Source organism: Neoroseomonas alkaliterrae, from assembly GCF_014199195.1.
Taxonomy (GTDB): domain Bacteria; phylum Pseudomonadota; class Alphaproteobacteria; order Acetobacterales; family Acetobacteraceae; genus Neoroseomonas; species Neoroseomonas alkaliterrae.
Genome location: NZ_JACIJE010000001.1, coordinates 89,655 through 107,751 on the forward strand (window position 1 = coordinate 89,655; position 18,097 = coordinate 107,751).

Genomic DNA, 18,097 nt, shown 5'->3' on the forward strand with positions numbered 1-18,097 from the left:
CCGCCTGACCTTGCGCGCGGGTCTTCTCGCCGCGCTGGCCGTCGCCCTGCCCGACCAGGCGGCGAAGCTCTGGGCCATCGCCGCCGCGCCGCCCCCGCCCGGCTGGCCGCTGCCGCTGCCCGAGGGCATGCCCTTCGGCCTCAGCCTCGCCCTCGTGCACAATCCGGGGATCTTCCTCGGCACGCTGCTGCCCGCGGGCGGCTGGCCGCAGTTCATGGTGCTCACGCTGGTCGTGCTCGTCGCCGTGGTCATGCTGCTGCGCATGGTCGGCTCGCGCCGCGTGCTGCTGAACATCGGCCGCGGCCTCGTGGTCGGCGGGGCGGCGAGCAACCTCGCGGACCGGATGCGCCTCGGCTCGGTGGTGGACTACCTCGTGATCCGCCGCGGCGACATCGGCATCGCCATCAACCTCGCCGACCTCGCCATCATCGGCGGCGCGGCGCTGATGATCGGCTGGGCCGCCACCCACGCCCTGACCGGCAGGGCCGCCGCATGAGCCTGCGCCTCGGCCTGCCGGTCGCCGCCGGCATCCTCGCCGCCGACCAGGCGAGCAAGTGGTGGATCCTGGAAGTGGCCCGCCTGCCCGCGGTGCAGCACATCCCGCTGCTCTCGGCCGGGCCGTTCGGGCTCGACCTCACCATGGTGTGGAACCGGGGTGTCACCTTCGGCCTGCTCTCGGGCGAGGGGTCGTGGCATCACCTCGCGCTGGCGCTGCTCGCCGCGGCCATTGCCGCCTTCCTGCTGCGCTGGATGGCGCGGGCCGAGAACCGGCTGACCGCCATCGCCCTCGGCGCGGTGGTGGGCGGGGCGGTCGGCAATGTCATCGACCGCATCCGTTTCGGCGCGGTGGTGGATTTCGTGGATGCCCACGCCTGGGGCTGGCACTGGTATGTGTTCAACGTGGCGGACGCCGCCATCGTCTGCGGCGTCGCCGCCCTGGTCGCGGATGCCTTGTTCCGGCCCAAGCCCGGGCCTAAGGAGGGGCCATGAGGAAGCGCCTGTCCCCCACCCTCGCCGCGCTCGCCCTGGCCGCGCTCCTGCCGGCCTGCGGCGACAACACCGCCCGCAGCCTGGGGCTGGTGCGCGACGCGCCGGACGAATTCCAGGTCACCACCCGCGCGCCGCTCTCCATGCCGCCGGACATGACCACCCTGCCCACGCCGCGCCCCGGCGCGCCGCGCCCGCAGGAACGCTCAGCCCGCGAACAGGCCGAGGCGCTGCTGGTCCCCGGCCTCTCGCTCGACGACCCGCGCCGCGCCCCGGGCGTGCGCCAGAGCGTGGGCGAGACGGCCCTGCTCCAGCGCGCCGGCCCCGACGTGCCGGACGACATCCGCCGCCGCGTGGACGAGGAGAGCCTGCGCCTCGACCAGCCGAGCCGCACCCTCGCGGACCGGCTGATCTTCTGGCGCGACCCGCCGCCGCCCGGCACCGCCGTGGACCCCGAGCGCGAGGCCCAGCGCCTGCGCGAGAACGCCGCCCTCGGCCGCGACGCCGGGGCCGGCGCGACGCCGGTGGTCCAGCCGCGCCAGCGCAGCCTGCTGGAACGCCTCGGCTTCTGAGGGGCGGCGGCAGGTCCGCCGTCGCCTTACGGTTTCGTAGGGCCGCTTCCCCTGCCGGGGGCGCGGCCCCATCTGCCCGGACATGCCGCTCATCACCCGACGCCACACCCTCGCCGCGGCCGCCGCGGCCATCGCCGCCACGCCGCTCGGCCGCGCCGCCGCCCAGGCGCCGGCCCCCGCGGCCGACCGCCCGCTGTTCGGCGCCAGGCTCTGGCGGCTGCCGAACGGCCTCTCGGTCGCCTTCGTCGAGAACCGCCGCGCCCCGGTGGTCGCGCAGTATCTCTACTACGCCGCCGGCGGCGGGGAGGACCCGCCCGGCCGCTCGGGCGTGGCGCATTTCCTCGAGCACATGATGTTCAAGGGCAGCCCGAACGTTCCCTCGGGCGCCTTCTCCCGCCGCGTCTCGCGCGAAGGCGGCAACGACAACGCCTTCACCTCGCGCGACGTGACCGCATACTTCCAGCAGGTCGAGGCCTCCCGCCTGCCGCTCGTCATGGCGATGGAGGCCGACCGCTTCGCCGCCGCGCTGATCCCGCAGGACGAGTTGGAAAGCGAGCGCAACGTCATCCTCGAGGAGCGCCGCCAGCGCACCGACAGCACCCCCCGCGGCCGCTTCGGGGAGGCCTTCCGCGCCGCGCTCTGGGGCCCGCAATCCTGGCCCGGCCGGCCGATCATCGGCTGGGAGGAGGAGATCCGCGCCACCACCCGCGACGACCTGCTGGGCTTCTACGACCGCTTCTACGCGCCCTCCAACGCCACGCTCGTCATCGCCGGCGCGGTGGAGGAGGGGCTGCTGCGTGCGCTGGTCGAGGAGCATTACGGCCGCGCCCCCGCCCGCCCCGGGGCCGGCAGGGCGCGCCCCGTCCCGGCGGACCTCCCGCACGAGCCACGCCTGCTCCGCCGCGACCCTCAGGCGCGCGAGGCGGTGATGATGCGCGCCTGGAAGGCCCCCTCGCTCACCACGCCCGAGGCGCGCCACGCCCTGCCGCTCGAGGTGCTGGCCCATCTGCTCGGCAGCGGGCAGGGCTCGCGGCTCCATGCCGCCCTGGTCGAGGCCGGCCTCGCGGTCGCCGCCGGCGCCTCCTATGACGGGGAGGCATCGGGCATCACGGAGTTCACCTTCTGGGCCATGCCCCGCCGCGGCGTCAGCCCCGAGCGGCTGGAACAGGAGGCCGCCGCCGTGCTCGCCCGCCTGCTGCAGGACGGCCCGACCGAGGCCGAGGTGGCGCGCTCGACCCGCCAGCTCTCCGCCGGCGCGCTGCTGGCGCTCGATTCCTTCGGCGCCGCGCCGCGCATGCTGGGCGGCGTCCTCGCCATCGGGCTGCCCGCCGATGTGGTGGAGTTCTGGCCCGCCCGCCTGCGCGCCGTGACGCGCGAGCAGGTCGAGCAGGCCGCGCGCGCCGTGCTCGGCGCGGCGCCGAACACCACCGGCTGGCTGCTGCCGGAGGCCGCGTGATGGCCGCCCCCTTCACCCTGCCCATCCAGGTCGTCGAGGCCGGCCGCCACTCCGCCTGGCTGGTCGAGGACCATACCGTGCCGGTCGTCTCCCTCGCCTGGTCCTGGCCGGGCGGGGCGGCGCTCGACCCCGCGGGCGGGGAGGGCACCGCGGCGCTGGCCGCCGCCATGCTCACCGAGGGGGCGGGGGACATGCCGGCCCTCGCCTTCGCCGATGCGCTGCGGGATTCGGCCATCCAGCTCGGCTTCACCGCCGGGCGGGACAGTTTCGAGGGCAGTTTCCGCTGCCTCGCGGACGCGCTGCCCGAGGCACTGCGCCTCGCCCGCCTCGCCATGACCGCCCCGCGCCTCGACGCCGAGGCGCTGGAGCGGGTCCGCGCCCGCGCCGTGGCCGCCGCGCGGCAGGCGCTCGAATCCCCGCGCGGCCAGGCCGGGCGCGCCTTCTGGGCCGCCGCCTTCCCGGGCCATCCGGCCGGGCGCCCGGCCACCGGCACGGCGGAGAGCCTCGCCGCCGTGCCGCCCGAGGCCATCCGCGCCGCGCTTGCCGGGCAGATCCGCCGCGACGGGCTGCTCGTCGCCGCCTCCGGCGCCATCCGCCCGGAGGCGCTGGCGCGGCTGCTCGCCGAGCTCTTCGGCCCGCTGGCCGAGGGCGCGCCCGAGGCGCCGCCGCCGCTGCCCGCCTTCGCCTCCTTCGGGCGCAGCGTGGTGCCGGTGGCCGCGCCGCAGTCCCAGGTGGTGATCGGCCAGCCCGGCATCCCCCCGCAGGACCCGGACTGGGAGGCCGCGCAGGTCGTGCTGCGCATCCTCGGCGGGGGCGGCTTCTCCTCCCGGCTGATGGAGGCGGTGCGCGTGCAGCGCGGCCTGACCTACGGCATTGGCGTCGGCCTCGACACGCTGTTCCGCGGTGGCGTCATCACCGGCGCCTTCGCCACCGAGAATGCCCGCGTCGCCGAGGCGCTGGAGGTCTCCAAGGCGGTCTGGGCCGAGCTCGCCGCGCAGGGCCCGAGCGCCGCCGAGGTGGAGGAGGCGGTCGCCTATCTCACCGGCTCGCTGCCGCTGCAGTTCACCGACAGCCGGCGCATCGCCGCCACGCTGCTGGCGATGCGGCGGAACGACCGTCCGCTCGACTGGCTGAACGGCCGCACCGCGCGGCTCGAGGCCATCACCGCCGCCGAGGCCAGGCGCGTGGCGGCCTCGCTGCTCAAGCCCGAGGCGCTGGCCGTGACCATCGCGGGGCAGCCCGTGGGGCTGTAAGCACGGCGCGCGGGGCCGGCGGGGCCGCCGCGCGCCACACGCGGCCCCGATGGCCGGCAGGGCAGGGCCGAACCTGGCGGAGGCGGGCAATCAGCCGCAATCGTGGAAGCCGCCCCCCGGCAGCGGCGCGAGCTCCAGGATGCCCAGCACCCGGAATCCGTCCGGCCCGCCGGGCGCGATCACCAGCGCCGCGCCCTCGGGGAAGGCGCGGCCGCCCACCGCATCGCCCGCCACCATGATCGCCGGCGTCCGGTGGCCCACCAGCACGCGGTTCACCCCCGCCGGCACCGGCTCGGCGAAGAGCCGCCGGTGCTCGGCCAGCACCCAGGAGAGGCGCGGCCCGGCATAGTCGTCGGCCAGCAGCCCGTCCGTCACCCGCACCCGCGCCGCGCCGAAGGCGTGCTCGGCCGTGTCCCGGGCGCGATAGACCGGCCCCGCCAGCACCGGGAAGGCCACCGGCACGCCGAGCGCGGCGAGCCTCTGGCCGATCCGCGCCGACTGCGCCCGCCCCTCGGCCGAGATGTTGCGCTGCCCGGCGCGGTCGCCGATGCGGTAGGTGATGTCGCAGTTCTCCCCGCGCGTGTCGGCATGGCGGAAGAACAGCACATGCCCGCCGCCGCGCAGCGCCGCGACCAGCGCCGCGCCCTCGGCCGATTCGGGCACCATCGCGCGCAGGCGCTCCGCCCCCGCCGGCGCGGGCAGGGCGAGGAGCGCAGCCAGGACCAGGACGGGACGACGCCTCATGCGCGGGATGTGCCCCCGGTCTGACGCGCCGCCAACCCCGTGGCACAATGGCGTAAGGCTGATGACGGCGCGGCCTCCGCCGGCCGGGTGACAGGGCAAGGGTCCGCGCGCGGCCGCCCCGCCCGCTTCCCCGGGTCCGGCTCGGGGCCCGCCGCCCTCACGCCGTGGAAAGGGAGAACGATGCCGGACACGCACGCGGATGCCGCCTGGGCCGAACTCGACCGCCTCGCCCGCGAACCCGGCGCGGGCGCCATCCGCGCCCTCTTTGCCGCCGACCCCGACCGCGCCGCCCGCATGACCCACCGGGCGGGGGATATCCTGCTCGACCTCTCGCGCAGCGCCGTCTCCCCGGCCGTGCTCGAGGCCCTGCTCGCGCTCGCCGAGGCCACCGGCGCGCCCGGCTTCCTCGCCGCCATGGCGCGGGGGGAGGCGGTGAACGCCACCGAGCGCCGCGCCGCGCTGCACATGGCCCTGCGCGCGCCCGAGGGCGTGCGCATGCGCGCGGGCGAGGAGGACGCCTCCGCCGCCGTGCACGGCACACTCGCCGCCATGCGCCGCTTCACCGCGCAGGTGCATGACGGCACGCTGCGCGGCGCGACCGGGGCGCGCTTCACCGACGTGCTGAACATCGGCATCGGCGGCTCCGACCTCGGCCCGGCCATGGCCGCGCGCGCGCTCTGGACGCCGGTCGCGCCGATGCGCGCGCACTACCTCGCCAATGTGGACGCCCATGCCTTCGAGGAGATCCGCGCCCGGCTCGATCCCGCGCGCACGCTGGTCCTCGTCGCCTCCAAGACCTTCACGACGCAGGAGACGATGGCCAATGCCGCCCTCGCCCGCGCCTGGCTCGCCCAGGCGCTGGGGGAGGCCTGCGCCGGCGCGCATCTCGCCGCGCTCTCGACCAACCTCGAGGCGACCGCCGCCTTCGGCATCGCCCCCGACCGCGTCTTCGGCTTCCGCGACTGGGTGGGCGGGCGCTTCTCGATGTGGAGCGCGATCGGCCTGTCGCTGGCGCTGGCGCTGGGCTGGGAGGCCTTCGCCCGGCTGCTGGCCGGCGCGCGCATGATGGACGAGCACGCGCTGACCGCCGCCCCCGGGCGCAACCTGCCCCTGCTGCTCGCGCTCGCCGAGGTCTGGCATGTCAACGGCCTCGGCTATCCCGCGCGCGCCGTGCTGCCCTATGACGAGCGGCTCGCGCGCTTCCCCGCCCATCTCCAGCAGCTCGAGATGGAGAGCCTCGGCAAGGCCGTCCGCGCCGACGGCACGCCCGCGCCGCGCGCCACCGGGCCCGTCGTCTTCGGCGAGCCCGGCACCAACGCGCAGCATTCCTTCATGCAGCTCATCCACCAGGGCCCGCGCCCGGTGCCGGTGGACTTCATCCTGGTCGCGCGGCCCGACCACCCCCATGCGGAGAGCCACCGCACGCTGCTCGCCAACGGCCTCGCCCAGGCCGAGGCGTTGCTGCACGGCAAGGACGCCGCCGCCGTGGCCGCCGAGATGCGCGCCGCCGGCGCGGCGGAGGCGGAAATCGCCCGCCTGCTGCCGCACCGCGTCTTCACCGGCGACCGGCCGAGCGTCACCATCCTGCTGCCGCGCCTCGATCCCGGCACGCTCGGCCAGCTCGTCGCGCTCTACGAGCACAAGGTCGCCTGTCTCGGCGCGCTGTGGGGCATCAACCCCTTCGACCAGTGGGGCGTGGAGCTGGGCAAGCAGCTCGCGGGCGGCACGCTCGCGGCGCTGGAGGGCCGCGCCAGGGCGAAGGACCCGGCGACCGCGGCGCTGGTCGCGGAGATCGGGCGGCTCGCCGCGCAACCCTAGGCGCGCGAGCGGGGCGGCGCGGCTGCCGGCGGCCCGGCGGGGGGAAGCCCGGCGCCGCGCGTGCTAGGCTTCGCCCATGTCCGCCGCCGAGACCGAGTCGCCCCCGCGCCCGGTCATCCGTCGCCTGTCCGAGACCACGGCCAACCGCATCGCCGCCGGCGAGGTGGTGGAGCGCCCCGCCGCGGCCGTGAAGGAACTGGTCGAGAACGCCCTCGATGCCGGGGCGGCGCGCGTCGCCGTGCTGCTCGAAGGCGGCGGGATGGACCGCATCCTGGTCGAGGATGACGGGCACGGCATGGGCACCGCCGACCTCGCGCTGGCGGTGGAACGCCACGCCACCTCCAAACTGCCCGAGGAGGCGACGCTGTTCCGCATCGCCACCCTCGGCTTCCGGGGCGAGGCGCTGCCCTCCATCGGCGCGGTGGCGCGGCTGTCCATCACCTCCCGCCCCCCGGGCGGGGCGGCGCACCGCATCACGGTGGAGGGCGGGCGCGTCGGGCCCGTCACCCCGGCCGCCGGCGCGCCGGGCACGCGGGTCGAGGTGCGCGACCTCTTCTTCGCCACCCCCGCCCGGCGCAAGTTCCTCCGCCAGCCGCGCACCGAGGCCGAGCACGCCATCGAGGCCGTCCGCCGCCTCGCGCTCGCCTGGCCCGCCGTCGCCTTCCGCGTCGAGGCGGATGGGCGGGAGGCGCTGAACCTGCCCGCGACCGACTGGGAAAGCCGCATCCGCCAGGTGCTCGGCCCCGATTTCGCCGCCGCCGCGGTGCCGGTGGAGGCGGTGGGCATCGCCCTCGACCTGCGCGGCCTCGCCGCCCTGCCCTCCTACACGCGCCCGACCACGGCGGGGCAGCATCTCGTGGTGAACCGCCGGCCGGTGCGCGACCCGCTGCTGCGCGTGGCGCTGCGCGTCGCCTACCGGGACGTGATCGGCCAGGGCCGCCACCCCGCCGCCGCGCTGTTCCTCGACCTCCCGCCCGAGAGCGTGGACGTGAACGTCCATCCGATGAAGACCGAGCTGCGCTTCCGCGAGGCCGATTCGGTGCGCGGCACGCTGATCAACGCGCTGCGCCGGGCGCTGGCGGTCGGCGCCGGCGCGGCGGTGGCGGTGCCGGGCTTCGTGCCCGCCGACGGGCGCGGCTGGGCCGCGCCGGGCGGGCAGCCGGGGCGCGCCGGAGACGCCTGGAGCCCCGCCGCGCCGGCCTGGCCCGCCGCAACAGAGGCGGGCGCCCCCGCGGCAGACCGGCAGGATGCCTCGCCCGCCGCCGGGCATTCCTGGCCGGCCGCCGCCTGGCCCGCCCCGCCGGGCTTCGCCGAGGCCCTGCCCGCCGCCGTGCCGCATGCACCGGCCCTCCAGCGCGCCCTCGGCCTCGCGCCCCCGCCGCCGCGCCCCGCCGCCCAGCCGGAGCGCGCGCCCGAGGCGCAGCCGCTCGGCCGCGCGCTCGCCCAGATCCTCGAGACCTACATCCTCGCCGAAGCGCCGGACGGCGCGCTGATCCTGGTGGACCAGCACGCCGCGCATGAGCGCCTGACGCATGAGGCCCTCGCCGCGCAGCTCCTCGAGGGCGGGGTGCGCGCCCAGCCGCTGCTGCTGCCGGCCGTGGTGGACCTGCCGCCCGCCGACGCGGCGCGCCTGCTGGCCGAGGCGGAGGCGCTGGCGCGGCTCGGCCTCGAGATCGAATCCTTCGGCGGCGCCGCCGTGCTGGTGCGCGCCCTGCCCGCGCTGCTGGGCGCGCCCGACCCCGCGCCGCTGCTCAGGGATCTGGCCGAGGAACTCGCCGAACTCGGGGAGGCCGCCTCGCTGCAACGCCGCCTCGACGCCGCGGTGGCGCGCCTTGCCTGCCATGGCAGCGTGCGCGCGGGCCGCCGCCTCGCGCCCGCGGAGATGGACGCGCTGCTGCGCGCGATGGAGGCGACGCCGCGCGCCGCAACATGCAGCCACGGCAGGCCCACCGTGCTCCGGCTCGACGCGGCGGCGCTGGAGCGGATGTTCGGGCGGCGGTGATGCTGGCGGGCGGCTCGACTTCCGGCCCCGGTATCGCGCGCGGGCCGGGCGGGGCGGCCGGCTGCGGAAGCAGGAGGTGAGGCCGGCGGACGAAAGGTCGAAGTTTTGTCCGCTGGCATCGCGCACGGGGCTGGCGGGGCGGCCCCGCGCAGAACGAAGTCCCGTTGCCGGCGGGACATCATGCGGGCGCATGCCCGGCACGCACAGGATGACGATTCCGCCGCCGGGCATCGTCGCGATGCTTCTCGCGCGGCCGCCTCACGAGCCCCGGGCGCGATGCCATTGGCGATCGGCGGATCCTTCGCCCGCCGGCCTCATCCCGTCTCCGGCTTCCTCAGCACATGCAGGCAGGCCGCGCCGTGGCTGCGCGAGGCGAGCCTCTCCCAGCCGGGCAGGTCCAGCGCCTCCGCGGCACCCGTCTCGGCGATCAGCAGCGCGCCGGGGGCGATCCAGCCCGCCGCCTCCAGCGCGGCGACGGCGCGCGGCACCAGCCCCTTGCCGTAGGGCGGGTCGAGGAAGACCAGCCCGCAGGGCACCCGCGCGGCGGGCGGCCGCGTGGCGTCGGCGGCGAGCACGGCGCTGCGCGCATCCTCCCCGCAGGCGGTGATGTTGGCGCGCAGCGCGGCGAGCGCGGTGCGGTCCTTCTCGATGAAGGTGCAGTGGTCGGCCCCGCGCGAGAGCGCCTCCAGCCCCAGCGCGCCGGTGCCCGCGAAGGCGTCGAGCACGAGCTGGTCCTGCACCGCCATCCGCCCGCCCCAGGCGGCGTGCCACAGCATGTCGAACAGCGCCTGGCGCACGCGGTCCGCGGTGGGGCGGGTCGCCGCACCCTCCGGCGCCCGCAGCGTGCGCCCGCGATGCCGCCCGGCGATGATGCGCACGTTCCTAGGCCCTCAGACGGCGGGCGCCGGGCATCCGCCCGGCTTGCCTTCGCGTCTGGCGCTCGCGTTCCCGGCGCGGCTGATTGCCTGGGCGCGGGCGCGCCGTGCGCTCCCTGGTGGCGGCGGGGCCGCGATCCGAAGAGGTGGTGCGTGCGCGCAGCGCGCGTGTGCGGGCCACCTCCCTCGCTTGCCTTCGCGCCCTGCGCTCGCGTTCCCGGCGCGGCTGATTGCCTGGGCGCGCGCGCGCCGTGCGCTCCCTGGTCGCGGCGGAGCAGCGATCCGAGGAAGTGGCGGCCGGGTCATTCGCGCCCCCGCGGGCCCTCCCGCCCGCGCACCGGGCGGCGCGAGCCCATCCGCGCGCTGCGCGCCCGGGGCACGCGCCGCGGCCCCTCGGGCGGCGGCTCGGGCAGCGGCGCGGCCGCCGCCTCGCGCAGCCGCTTCGGCGCATCAATGCCGAGCTGCTCGCGCAGCACCTTCGCATTCACCTCCTCCACCGCCCCGCGCGGCAGGATGCCGAGCTGGAACGGCCCGTAGGCGGTGCGGATCAGCCGCGTCACCTCGAGGCCGAGATGCGCCATGACGCGGCGGATCTCGCGGTTCTTGCCCTCGCGCAGCGAGACGGTAAGCCAGGCATTCGTGCCCTGCCGCGCATCGAGCCCGGCCTCGATCGGCCCGTACTGCACGCCCTCGATCGTCACGCCGCGCGCGAGCGCCGCCAGCGCCTTCTCGTCCACCCGCCCGTGCACCCGCACGCGGTAGCGCCGCAGCCAGCCGTTCGAGGGCAGTTCCAGCCTGCGCGCGAGCGCGCCGTCATTGGTCAGCAGCAGCAGCCCCTCGCTGGTCAGGTCGAGGCGGCCCACGCTCACCAGCCGCGGCAGGCCGGGCGGCAGCTTCTCGAACACGGTCGGCCGGCCCTCGGGGTCGCGATGCGTCGTCACCAGCCCGTCGGGCTTGTGGTAGCGGAACAGCCGCGTGCGCTCGGGCGGCGCGACGGGCTTGCCGTCCACCGTCACGTGGTCGCCCGGCGCGATGAAGGTCGCGGGCGTCTCGACCACCTTGCCGCCGAGCTTCACCCGTCCCTCGGCGATCATCTTCTCCGCATCGCGGCGCGAGGCGACGCCCGCGCGCGCCAGCCACTTCGCGATGCGCTCGCCGCGCTTCGGGTCGTCGCCGTCCCCGCTCACCGGCAGGCCTCCACGAAGGCGGCGAAGATCGCGGGGTCGCGCGGATCCACCGCGTATTCCGGATGCCACTGCACGCCGAGCGCGAAGCGATGGCCCGGATGCTCCACGCCCTCGATCACGCCATCGGGGGCGACCGCGTTCACCACGCCCGAGCCGGCGCTCGCCACCGCCTGGTGATGGGCCGAGTTCACCGCCATGCGCGCGCTGCCCACGATGCGCGCGAGCAGCGTGCCCTCGGCGATCGCCACCTCGTGCCCCGGCTCGGTGCGCGGGTTCGGCTGCTCATGCGCGAGCGCACCCGCGACCTCGTCCGGGATGTGCTGGATCAGCGTCCCGCCGAAGGCGACGGCCAGCAATTGCTGCCCGCCGCAGATGCCGAGCACCGGCTTGTCGCGCGCCAGCGCCGCGCGCGTCGCGGCGAGTTCGAAATCCGTCCGCCCGGGCTTGAGCGTCACCTTGGGATGGGGCGGCCCGCCGCCCCACAGCGCCGGGTCCACGTCGAAGGCGCCGCCCGTGACCAGCAGCCCGTCCACCTCGTCGAGATAGGCCCCGGCCAGCGTGGGGTGGTGCGGCAGCGCCACCGGCAGCCCGCCCGCCGCGACGACCGCCGCGAAGTAGTTCTGGCGCAGCGCGTACCAGGGCAGTTTCGACCAGCCCCCGGCCGGCTCCGAATCCAACGTCACACCGATCAGCGGCCTGTCGCGCATGGCTGCTTCCTAGAGCAGATCGGGCCGTGCGGGAAACCGCGCCGCCGCGCGGCCGCCCGCTTCCCGCCGGCCGGGATCACCGGCCGAGCAGCCCGGCGAGCAGCGGATTGGCGAAGCGGCGTTCCCGGGTGACGGCGAGGAAGGTCTCGGTGATGCCCTCGAGCTGCGCGGCCACGACGAGCGCCCCTTGGGCGATCTCGTCCTGCACCACGATCGGCGGCAGCACCGCGAGGCCGAGATCCTCGCGCGCGAGCAGGCGCAGCATCGCCATGTCGTCGGCCTCCGCGGCGATCATTGGCGCGACGCCGAGCCGCGCGGCGAGCGCGTCGAAGGCGACGCGGATCGCCGTCTCGCGCGTCGGCAGCACCAGCGGCTCGGCGGCGAGCAGCGCGGCGAGGCCCCGCCCGCCCGCCCCCAGCCGCCGCGGATGGCCGACGAGGCTGACGGGCTGCTCGGCCAGGCGATGCACGAGCCAGGGGCTCGCGGCATCGGCGGGGGGCGGCAGGTTGGTCAGCACCACGTCGAGGGCGAGCGCCTCGAGCCCGCGCAGGAGCTCCGCCTGGCTGCCCGAGCGCAGCACCACCTCGACATCCGCGCGCCCGATCAGCGGCCGCAGGAAGCGGAGCTGGAAGTTGCGCGAGAGCGTGGCCAGCGCGCCGACGCGCAGCGCCTGCCGCGCCCGGCCTGCCTCCCGCAGGATGGCGGAGAGATCCTCGGCGGTGCGGAAGATCACCTCCGCGTGGTCGAGCGCGACGCGGCCGGCCTCGGTCAGCACCAGGCGGCGTCCGCGCCGTTCGAACAGCGCGTGGCCGAGGCTGTCCTCCAGCGCCCGCACCTGGCTCGACAGGGCCGAGGGCGAGATGTTCAGCCGGCGCGCGGCGCCGGTCAGCGTGCCGTCGGTGGCGATGGCGCGGAACAGCCGGAGATGATGGAGGTTGAGCGACGCCATTATTCGATCATATAGAACGTTTACTCGCAAAACATATAATTTTCTCGAAGTGTTTCAACGGCTACCTCCGGCGCCGTCCAGCCTCGACGGAGCCGGAGATGACCAGCCTGCCGCCCCTGTCCCTTGCCGCGCCGCTCGTGCTCCTCGCCGCCGCGGCCTTCGCCCTGGCCCGCCCCGGCCGTCGCCCGGGCGGGCTGCCGCGGCTCGCGGAGGCGGCGGCGCTGGCCGCCCTCGCCCTCGCCGGGGCGGGGGTCGTCCAGCTGATCGCCGCCGGCGGCGGAACCTTCGGCATCGGCCGCGGCGCGGGGCTGCTCGCCATCCGGCTCGACGCCGTCTCGGCGACGATGGCGCTGCTCGTCGCCTTCGTCGGCTGGGTGGTGGTGCGCTACGCCCGCAGCTACCTCGACGGCGATGCGCGGGAAGGGGCGTTCCACGGCCTGCTGCTCGCCACCCTCGGCGCGGTGCTGCTGCTCGTGCAGGCGGGCAGCCTCGCGGTGCTGGTGCTCGCCTTCCTCGCGGTGGGGGCGGGGCTGCGGCTGCTCCTGCTGCACTACCGCGAGAGGCCGGAGGCGCGGCGGGCGGCGGCGAAGTTCGCGCTGGTGTGGGGCGCGGGCGATGCGGCGCTGGTCGTCGCCGCCGGCCTGCTCTGGGCGGCCTTCGGCACGGCGGACCTCGCGCGCATCTCGGCCGCCGCGGCGGGCGGGCTGCCGCCGGCCGCACAGCTGGCGGTCGGCTTCCTCGTCCTCGCCGCGCTGCTCAAGACGGCGGCCTTCCCCCTGCACGGCTGGCTCACCGAGGTGATGGAGGCGCCCACGCCCGTCTCCGCCCTGCTCCATGCGGGCATCATCAATGGCGGCGGCTTCCTGATGATCCGGCTGGCCGATCTCGTGCAGGCGAGCACGGGCGCGATGGCCGCCCTCGTCATGCTCGGCGGCCTCACCGCGCTGTTCGGCGCGGCGGTGATGCTGACGCAGAGCGCGGTCAAGACGTCGCTCGCCTGGTCCACCGTCAGCCAGATGGGCTTCATGCTGCTGCAATGCGGGCTCGGGCTCTGGACGCTCGCGCTCCTGCACATCGTCGCCCATTCGCTCTACAAGGCGCATGCCTTCCTCGGCTCGGGCACGGCGGTGGCGGCGGTGAACGCCATCCGCAAGCCGGGGCCGGTGGCCATTCCCGGGCGCGGGGCGGTGGTGCGCTCCTTCGCGCTGGCGCTGCTGCTCTATGCCGCGGTCGCCGCAGGCTTCGCCGTGGCGGTCGGCGGCAAGTCGGCCCAGGCGCTCGCGCTCGGCGCCATCCTGATCTTCGGCGTCGCCTATCTCGTCGCGCAGGGCATGGCGGATGCCGCGCCGCGGGATCTCTCGCGTCGCACCTTCGCCGCCTCGGCCGGCGTCGCCGTCGCCTATTTCGGCTTCCATGTCCTGGCCGAGGCGCTGTGGGGCGCCGGCCTGCCCGCCCCGCCCGCCCCCGGCGCGCTGGAATGGGCGCTGATCGTGCTCGCGCTCGGCTCCTTCGGGCTGGTCGCGCTGGCGCAGGCGCTGTTCCCGCACTGGGCGCACCACCCGGCCTCGGCGGGGCTGCGCGTGCACCTCGCCAACGGCTTCTACCTCAACGCGCTGCTCGACCGGGTGATCGGCGGGCTGCGGACCGCGAAACCCCTCTGACACGCCCAGACGCGCGGAGACGCCCATGCTCGCCAAGGCCCTCGACATCGCCCCCGCCCGCGTCGCCGGGCTGCTCGCCGCCGCCGAGGCCGCGGCGCGGGCGATCCCGCCCGCCTTCCCGCTCGACGCGACGGTGGCGGTGAACCCCTTCCTCGGCCAGACCGGGGAGGACCTCGCCACCTGTGCCGCGCGCCTCGCCCGCGTGGCCGGGATGCGGGTGACCCGCCGGCGCGCCGACTACGCCGCGGACCTCGCCGCCGGCAGGATCGCGCGGGAGGACCTCGCCGCGGCGCTCGCCGCCTCTGCCTCGCCGCTGAAGCCGCGCGACCTTGCCGCGCTGGAGGCCCGGCTCGCGGAGGAGGGCCCGGCGCCGCGGGCGCTGCCCACCGTGGCCGACCTCGCGGCGACGGCGGACGGGACGGACTGGCCGGCGGTGATCGCGCGGAGCTTCGGCCTCTGGGCCGCCGGGCATTTCGACCGCGGCCAGGCGCTGTGGTCGCCCGCCCCGGGCAGGACCGCCTTCGCCGCCTGGCGGGAATGGGCCACCCACGACCTGACGCCCGAGGTCGCCGGCCTCGCGGGCTTCTGCGCGCATGTCGCCGCCGCCCCCGACACGCCCGAGCGCGCCATCCTGCGCGCGGCCGACCGGCTCGGCATCGGGGAAGCGGCCGCGCCCACCGCCTTCCACCGGCTGCTGACCGAGCTCGGCGGCTGGGCGCAGCATGCCCGCTGGCTGCTGTGGCAGGCCGAGCTCGAGGGCGGCACCGACGGCACGCTGACCGACCTGCTCGCCATCCGGCTGGTGTGGGAGGAGGCGCTGCTCGCCCACGCGCCCGCGGTCGCGGCGGACTGGGCGGCGACCCTCGCCGCCCATGCCGCGCCCGTCGCGCCGACGGCGGACCAGGTGCTGGACGCCATCCTGCAGGAGGCCTCCGAGCGCGCCTACCAGCGGCGCCTCGCCGCCGCCCTGGCGGGTGCCGCGCCGCGGTCGGGCCGGCCGGCGCTGCAGGCGGTGTTCTGCATCGATGTCCGCTCCGAGGTCTTCCGCCGGGCCCTCGAACGCCTCGATCCGGGGATCGAGACCAAGGGCTTCGCGGGCTTCTTCGGGCTGGCGGTGTCGCATCGCCCGCATGGCACCGACGCGGCGCAGGCGCATCTGCCGGTGCTGCTGACGCCGGCCCTCGCCTCGACGAGCCATGCCGCGCCGGCGGAGGAACATGCCCGGCGGATCGCGGCGCGCACCACCCGCGCCTGGGGGCGGTTCCGGCAGGCGGCGGTCTCCTCCTTCGCCTTCGTCGAGGCGGCGGGCCTCGCCTATGCGGGCAAGCTGGTGAAGGACGCGCTGGGCCTCTCGCTCCGCTGCGAGGCCGAGCCCGCGCCGCGCTTCGAGCCCGGGCTGACGGCGGCGCAGAAGGCCGCCGCGGCGGCGGCCGTGCTGAAGGCGATGAGCATGACGGCAGGCCATGCGCCGCTCGTGCTGCTGCTCGGCCACGGCGCCCGCGTCGCCAACAACCCGCACGAGAGCGCCTATCACTGCGGCGCCTGCGGCGGGCAGACCGGCGCGGTCTCGGCGCGGCTGCTCGCACGGCTGCTGAACGACCCCGAGACGCGCGCGGGCCTTCCCGCCCACGGCATCGCCCTGCCCGAGGACACCGTGTTCGTCGCCGGCCTGCACGAGACCACGACCGACAGCGTGACGCTGTTCGACGCCCCGCAGGGCGCGGCGGGTCTCGATCGGGCGCGGGCCTGGCTCGCGCAGGCGGGGGCGATGGCGCGGGCCGAGCGGGCGCTGCGCCTGCCGGGGGCCACGCCCGCCACGGTGGCCGGCCGCGCGCGGAACTGGGCCGAGATCCGGCCCGAATGGGGGCTCGCCGGCTGCGCCGCCTTCATCGCCGCCCCGCGCGGCGCCACCGCCGGGGCCGATCTCGGCGGCCGCGCCTTCCTGCACGACTACGACTGGCGGGCGGATGAGGGCTTCGCCACGCTGGAGCTGGTCCTGACCGCGCCGGTGGTGGTGGCGAGCTGGATCAGCCTGCAATACTACGGCTCGACGGTCGCGCCCGAGGCCTTCGGCGGCGGCAACAAGCTGATCCACAACGTCACCGGCGGCATCGGCGTGGTGGAGGGCAATGGCGGCATGCTGCGTGCCGGCCTGCCCTGGCAGGCGGTGCATGACGGCGAGCGCCTCGCGCATGAGCCGCACCGGCTCTCGGTGCTGGTCGAGGCGCCGCCGGCGGCCATCGCCGATATCCTCGCCCGCCATCCCGGCGTGCGCGCGCTGTTCGACAATGGCTGGCTGCATCTGCTCGTGCTCGAACAGGGCCGCATCGCCCACCGCTACCGCCCGGGCCTCGCCTGGGAGGCGGCGGAGGAGTTCGCGCGCGCGGCGTGATGCCCGGCGGGCGCCGGAGCGAGCTTCACCGGCGGGGCTCCCGCCTTCCATTTCGCGCGGTTTCCCGTCGGCGCCGCGCGCGATCCCGGCGGGTGCAACATCCCGCCGGCATGGGCCGCGGCCAGCCTGGCGCCGCCGGCTGAGGGCGATGGCGGGCGGCGTGCCGGCTGCGGTGCCATACGCGCGCCGGCCGGTGAAGCCTGCAGGACCTCGCGGGATCGGAGGTGCCCTGCCCCGCGGCACGGCGCGTCGGCCCATCGCGACGGAGGGCGGGGAGCGTGCGCCCGCCGCGCGGCCGGCCCGCGGCTGCGCGAAGGCCCTCGGAACCCGCGGGCGTGCGCGCTACATCGCCGCGGCATGCCCCGAGACCAGGATTTCGAGATCTTCCTCGCCACCGCCCCGGGCCTCGAGCCCGTGCTGGCCGAGGAGGTCCGCCTCAAGGGCTTCAAGCGGCCGAGGACCGTGCCCGGCGGCGTCCTCACCCGCGGCGGCTGGCCCGAGGTCTGGCGCGCCAATCTCTGGATCCGCGGCGCGAACCGCGTCCTCGCGCGCCTGGCGGCCTTTCCCGTCACCCATCTCGCGCAGCTCGACGCCCGCGCCCGCGCCATGCCCTGGCGCGACTGGCTGCGGCCCGACATCCCCTTCCGCGTCGAGGCCAGCTGCACGAAGTCGCGCATCTACCACTCGGGCGCGGCGGCGGAACGCATCGCCAGGGCCATCCGCGCCGCGACCGGCGCGACGGAGGACCCCGGGGCGGAGGTCGCCGTCATGGCCCGCCTGGACCACGATCTCTGCACCATCAGCCTCGACACCTCGGGCGAGCCGCTGCACAAGCGCGGCTTCAAGGCGGAGGTGAACGCCGCCCCGCTGCGCGAGACGCTTGCCGCGCTGTTCCTGCGGCGATGCGGCTTCGACGGGAGCGAGCCGGTCCTCGACCCGATGTGCGGCTCCGGCACCTTCGTGATCGAGGCCGCGGAGATCGCCGCGCGCCTCAACCCCGGCCGCGCCCGGGCCTTCGCCTTCGAACGCCTCGCCACCTTCGATGCCGCGGCCTGGGAGCGCATGCGCGCGGCCAATCCCGGCCGCGTCCCGGCGGTGCGGTTCCATGGCAGCGACCGCGACGCCGGCGCCGTCGCCATGAGCCGCGCCAATGCCGAACGCGCCGGTGTCGCGGCCTGGACCAGCTTCCGCCAGGCCCCGGTCAGCGAGGCCCGGCCGCCGGAGGGCCCGCCCGGCCTCGTCATGGTCAACCCGCCCTATGGCGGGCGCCTTGGCGAGGCGCGCGGCCTCGCGCCGCTCTACCAGGCGCTCGGGCGCACGCTGGCGGCGCATTTCAGGGGCTGGCGCGTCGGACTCGTCGCCGCCGATGCGCGCCTCGCCCGCGCGACCGGCCTGCCCTTCCTGCCGGGCGACCCCCCGGTGCCGCATGGGGGGCTGCGGGTGCGGCTGTTCCGGACGGCGGCGCTGGAGTGAGACACGGGCGCGGCTGGGGAG

The 18,097-nt window shown here is 76.6% G+C and carries 15 protein-coding genes; 10 read left to right on the top strand and 5 right to left on the bottom strand.

Annotated elements, in window-relative coordinates:
* Positions 1 to 10: 10 nt before the first annotated feature.
* The 5 genes from FHS88_RS00475 to FHS88_RS21010 all read left to right on the top strand — a co-directional run bounded on the left by FHS88_RS00475 (position 11) and on the right by FHS88_RS21010 (position 4,268).
* Positions 11 to 496 (top strand): signal peptidase II, encoded by a 486-nt coding sequence (locus FHS88_RS00475; protein ID WP_184480197.1) that lies wholly within the window; start codon positions 11 to 13, stop codon positions 494 to 496.
* Positions 493 to 990: a signal peptidase II gene (lspA, locus tag FHS88_RS00480; RefSeq protein WP_184480201.1), complete on the top strand. Its 498-nt coding sequence runs from the start codon at positions 493 to 495 to the stop codon at positions 988 to 990. The genes FHS88_RS00475 and lspA overlap by 4 nt, the downstream gene beginning before the upstream one ends.
* Complete coding sequence (locus tag FHS88_RS00485) at positions 987 to 1,559, top strand: DUF3035 domain-containing protein (RefSeq protein ID WP_184480204.1); 573 nt, start codon at positions 987 to 989, stop codon at positions 1,557 to 1,559. The genes lspA and FHS88_RS00485 overlap by 4 nt, the downstream gene beginning before the upstream one ends.
* Positions 1,560 to 1,641: 82 nt before the next feature.
* Positions 1,642 to 3,015 carry a M16 family metallopeptidase gene (locus FHS88_RS00490; protein ID WP_184480207.1) on the top strand — a complete coding sequence of 458 codons (1,374 nt, stop codon included), beginning with the start codon at positions 1,642 to 1,644 and terminating at the stop codon, positions 3,013 to 3,015.
* Complete coding sequence (locus tag FHS88_RS21010; RefSeq protein ID WP_184480210.1) at positions 3,015 to 4,268, top strand: M16 family metallopeptidase; 1,254 nt, start codon at positions 3,015 to 3,017, stop codon at positions 4,266 to 4,268. The genes FHS88_RS00490 and FHS88_RS21010 overlap by 1 nt, the downstream gene beginning before the upstream one ends.
* Positions 4,269 to 4,358: 90 nt before the next feature.
* Here the strand turns inward: FHS88_RS21010 and FHS88_RS00500 are convergent, their stop codons facing one another.
* On the bottom strand, positions 4,359 to 5,012 hold the full coding sequence (locus FHS88_RS00500) for a histidine phosphatase family protein (protein WP_184480213.1): 654 nt from the start codon (positions 5,010 to 5,012) through the stop codon (positions 4,359 to 4,361).
* A gap of 180 nt (positions 5,013 to 5,192) precedes the next feature.
* Between FHS88_RS00500 and pgi the strand changes: the two genes are divergently transcribed.
* Positions 5,193 to 6,830, top strand: coding sequence for a glucose-6-phosphate isomerase (gene pgi / locus FHS88_RS00505; protein WP_184480215.1), 1,638 nt, complete (start codon positions 5,193 to 5,195; stop codon positions 6,828 to 6,830).
* 76 nt (positions 6,831 to 6,906) lie between these two features.
* A complete protein-coding gene (gene mutL, locus FHS88_RS00510; protein WP_184480217.1) occupies positions 6,907 to 8,832 on the top strand; it encodes a DNA mismatch repair endonuclease MutL in 1,926 nt (641 codons plus the stop codon).
* Between the two features lie 314 nt (positions 8,833 to 9,146).
* Here the strand turns inward: mutL and rsmD are convergent, their stop codons facing one another.
* The 4 genes from rsmD to FHS88_RS00530 all read right to left on the bottom strand — a co-directional run bounded on the left by rsmD (position 9,147) and on the right by FHS88_RS00530 (position 12,550).
* Positions 9,147 to 9,710, bottom strand: coding sequence for a 16S rRNA (guanine(966)-N(2))-methyltransferase RsmD (rsmD, locus tag FHS88_RS00515; protein ID WP_184480220.1), 564 nt, complete (start codon positions 9,708 to 9,710; stop codon positions 9,147 to 9,149).
* Positions 9,711 to 10,009: 299 nt separating this feature from the next.
* Entirely contained in the window at positions 10,010 to 10,894 is an 885-nt protein-coding gene (locus tag FHS88_RS00520) for a pseudouridine synthase (protein ID WP_184480223.1), read from the bottom strand.
* The gene (locus tag FHS88_RS00525; RefSeq protein WP_184480226.1) at positions 10,891 to 11,601 is read right to left on the bottom strand and encodes a gamma-glutamyl-gamma-aminobutyrate hydrolase family protein; all 711 of its coding nucleotides are present in this window, start codon (positions 11,599 to 11,601) and stop codon (positions 10,891 to 10,893) included. The genes FHS88_RS00520 and FHS88_RS00525 overlap by 4 nt, the downstream gene beginning before the upstream one ends.
* A gap of 76 nt (positions 11,602 to 11,677) precedes the next feature.
* A complete protein-coding gene (locus FHS88_RS00530; protein WP_184480229.1) occupies positions 11,678 to 12,550 on the bottom strand; it encodes a LysR family transcriptional regulator in 873 nt (290 codons plus the stop codon).
* Positions 12,551 to 12,648: 98 nt separating this feature from the next.
* Between FHS88_RS00530 and FHS88_RS00535 the strand changes: the two genes are divergently transcribed.
* The 3 genes from FHS88_RS00535 (at position 12,649) to FHS88_RS00545 (ending at position 18,076) form a co-directional block, all read left to right on the top strand.
* A complete protein-coding gene (locus FHS88_RS00535) occupies positions 12,649 to 14,211 on the top strand; it encodes a proton-conducting transporter transmembrane domain-containing protein (RefSeq protein WP_184480232.1) in 1,563 nt (520 codons plus the stop codon).
* Positions 14,212 to 14,236: 25 nt separating this feature from the next.
* Entirely contained in the window at positions 14,237 to 16,603 is a 2,367-nt protein-coding gene (locus FHS88_RS00540) for a putative inorganic carbon transporter subunit DabA (protein ID WP_184480235.1), read from the top strand.
* A gap of 357 nt (positions 16,604 to 16,960) precedes the next feature.
* A complete protein-coding gene (locus FHS88_RS00545) occupies positions 16,961 to 18,076 on the top strand; it encodes a THUMP domain-containing class I SAM-dependent RNA methyltransferase (RefSeq protein ID WP_184480238.1) in 1,116 nt (371 codons plus the stop codon).
* Positions 18,077 to 18,097: the final 21 nt, after the last annotated feature.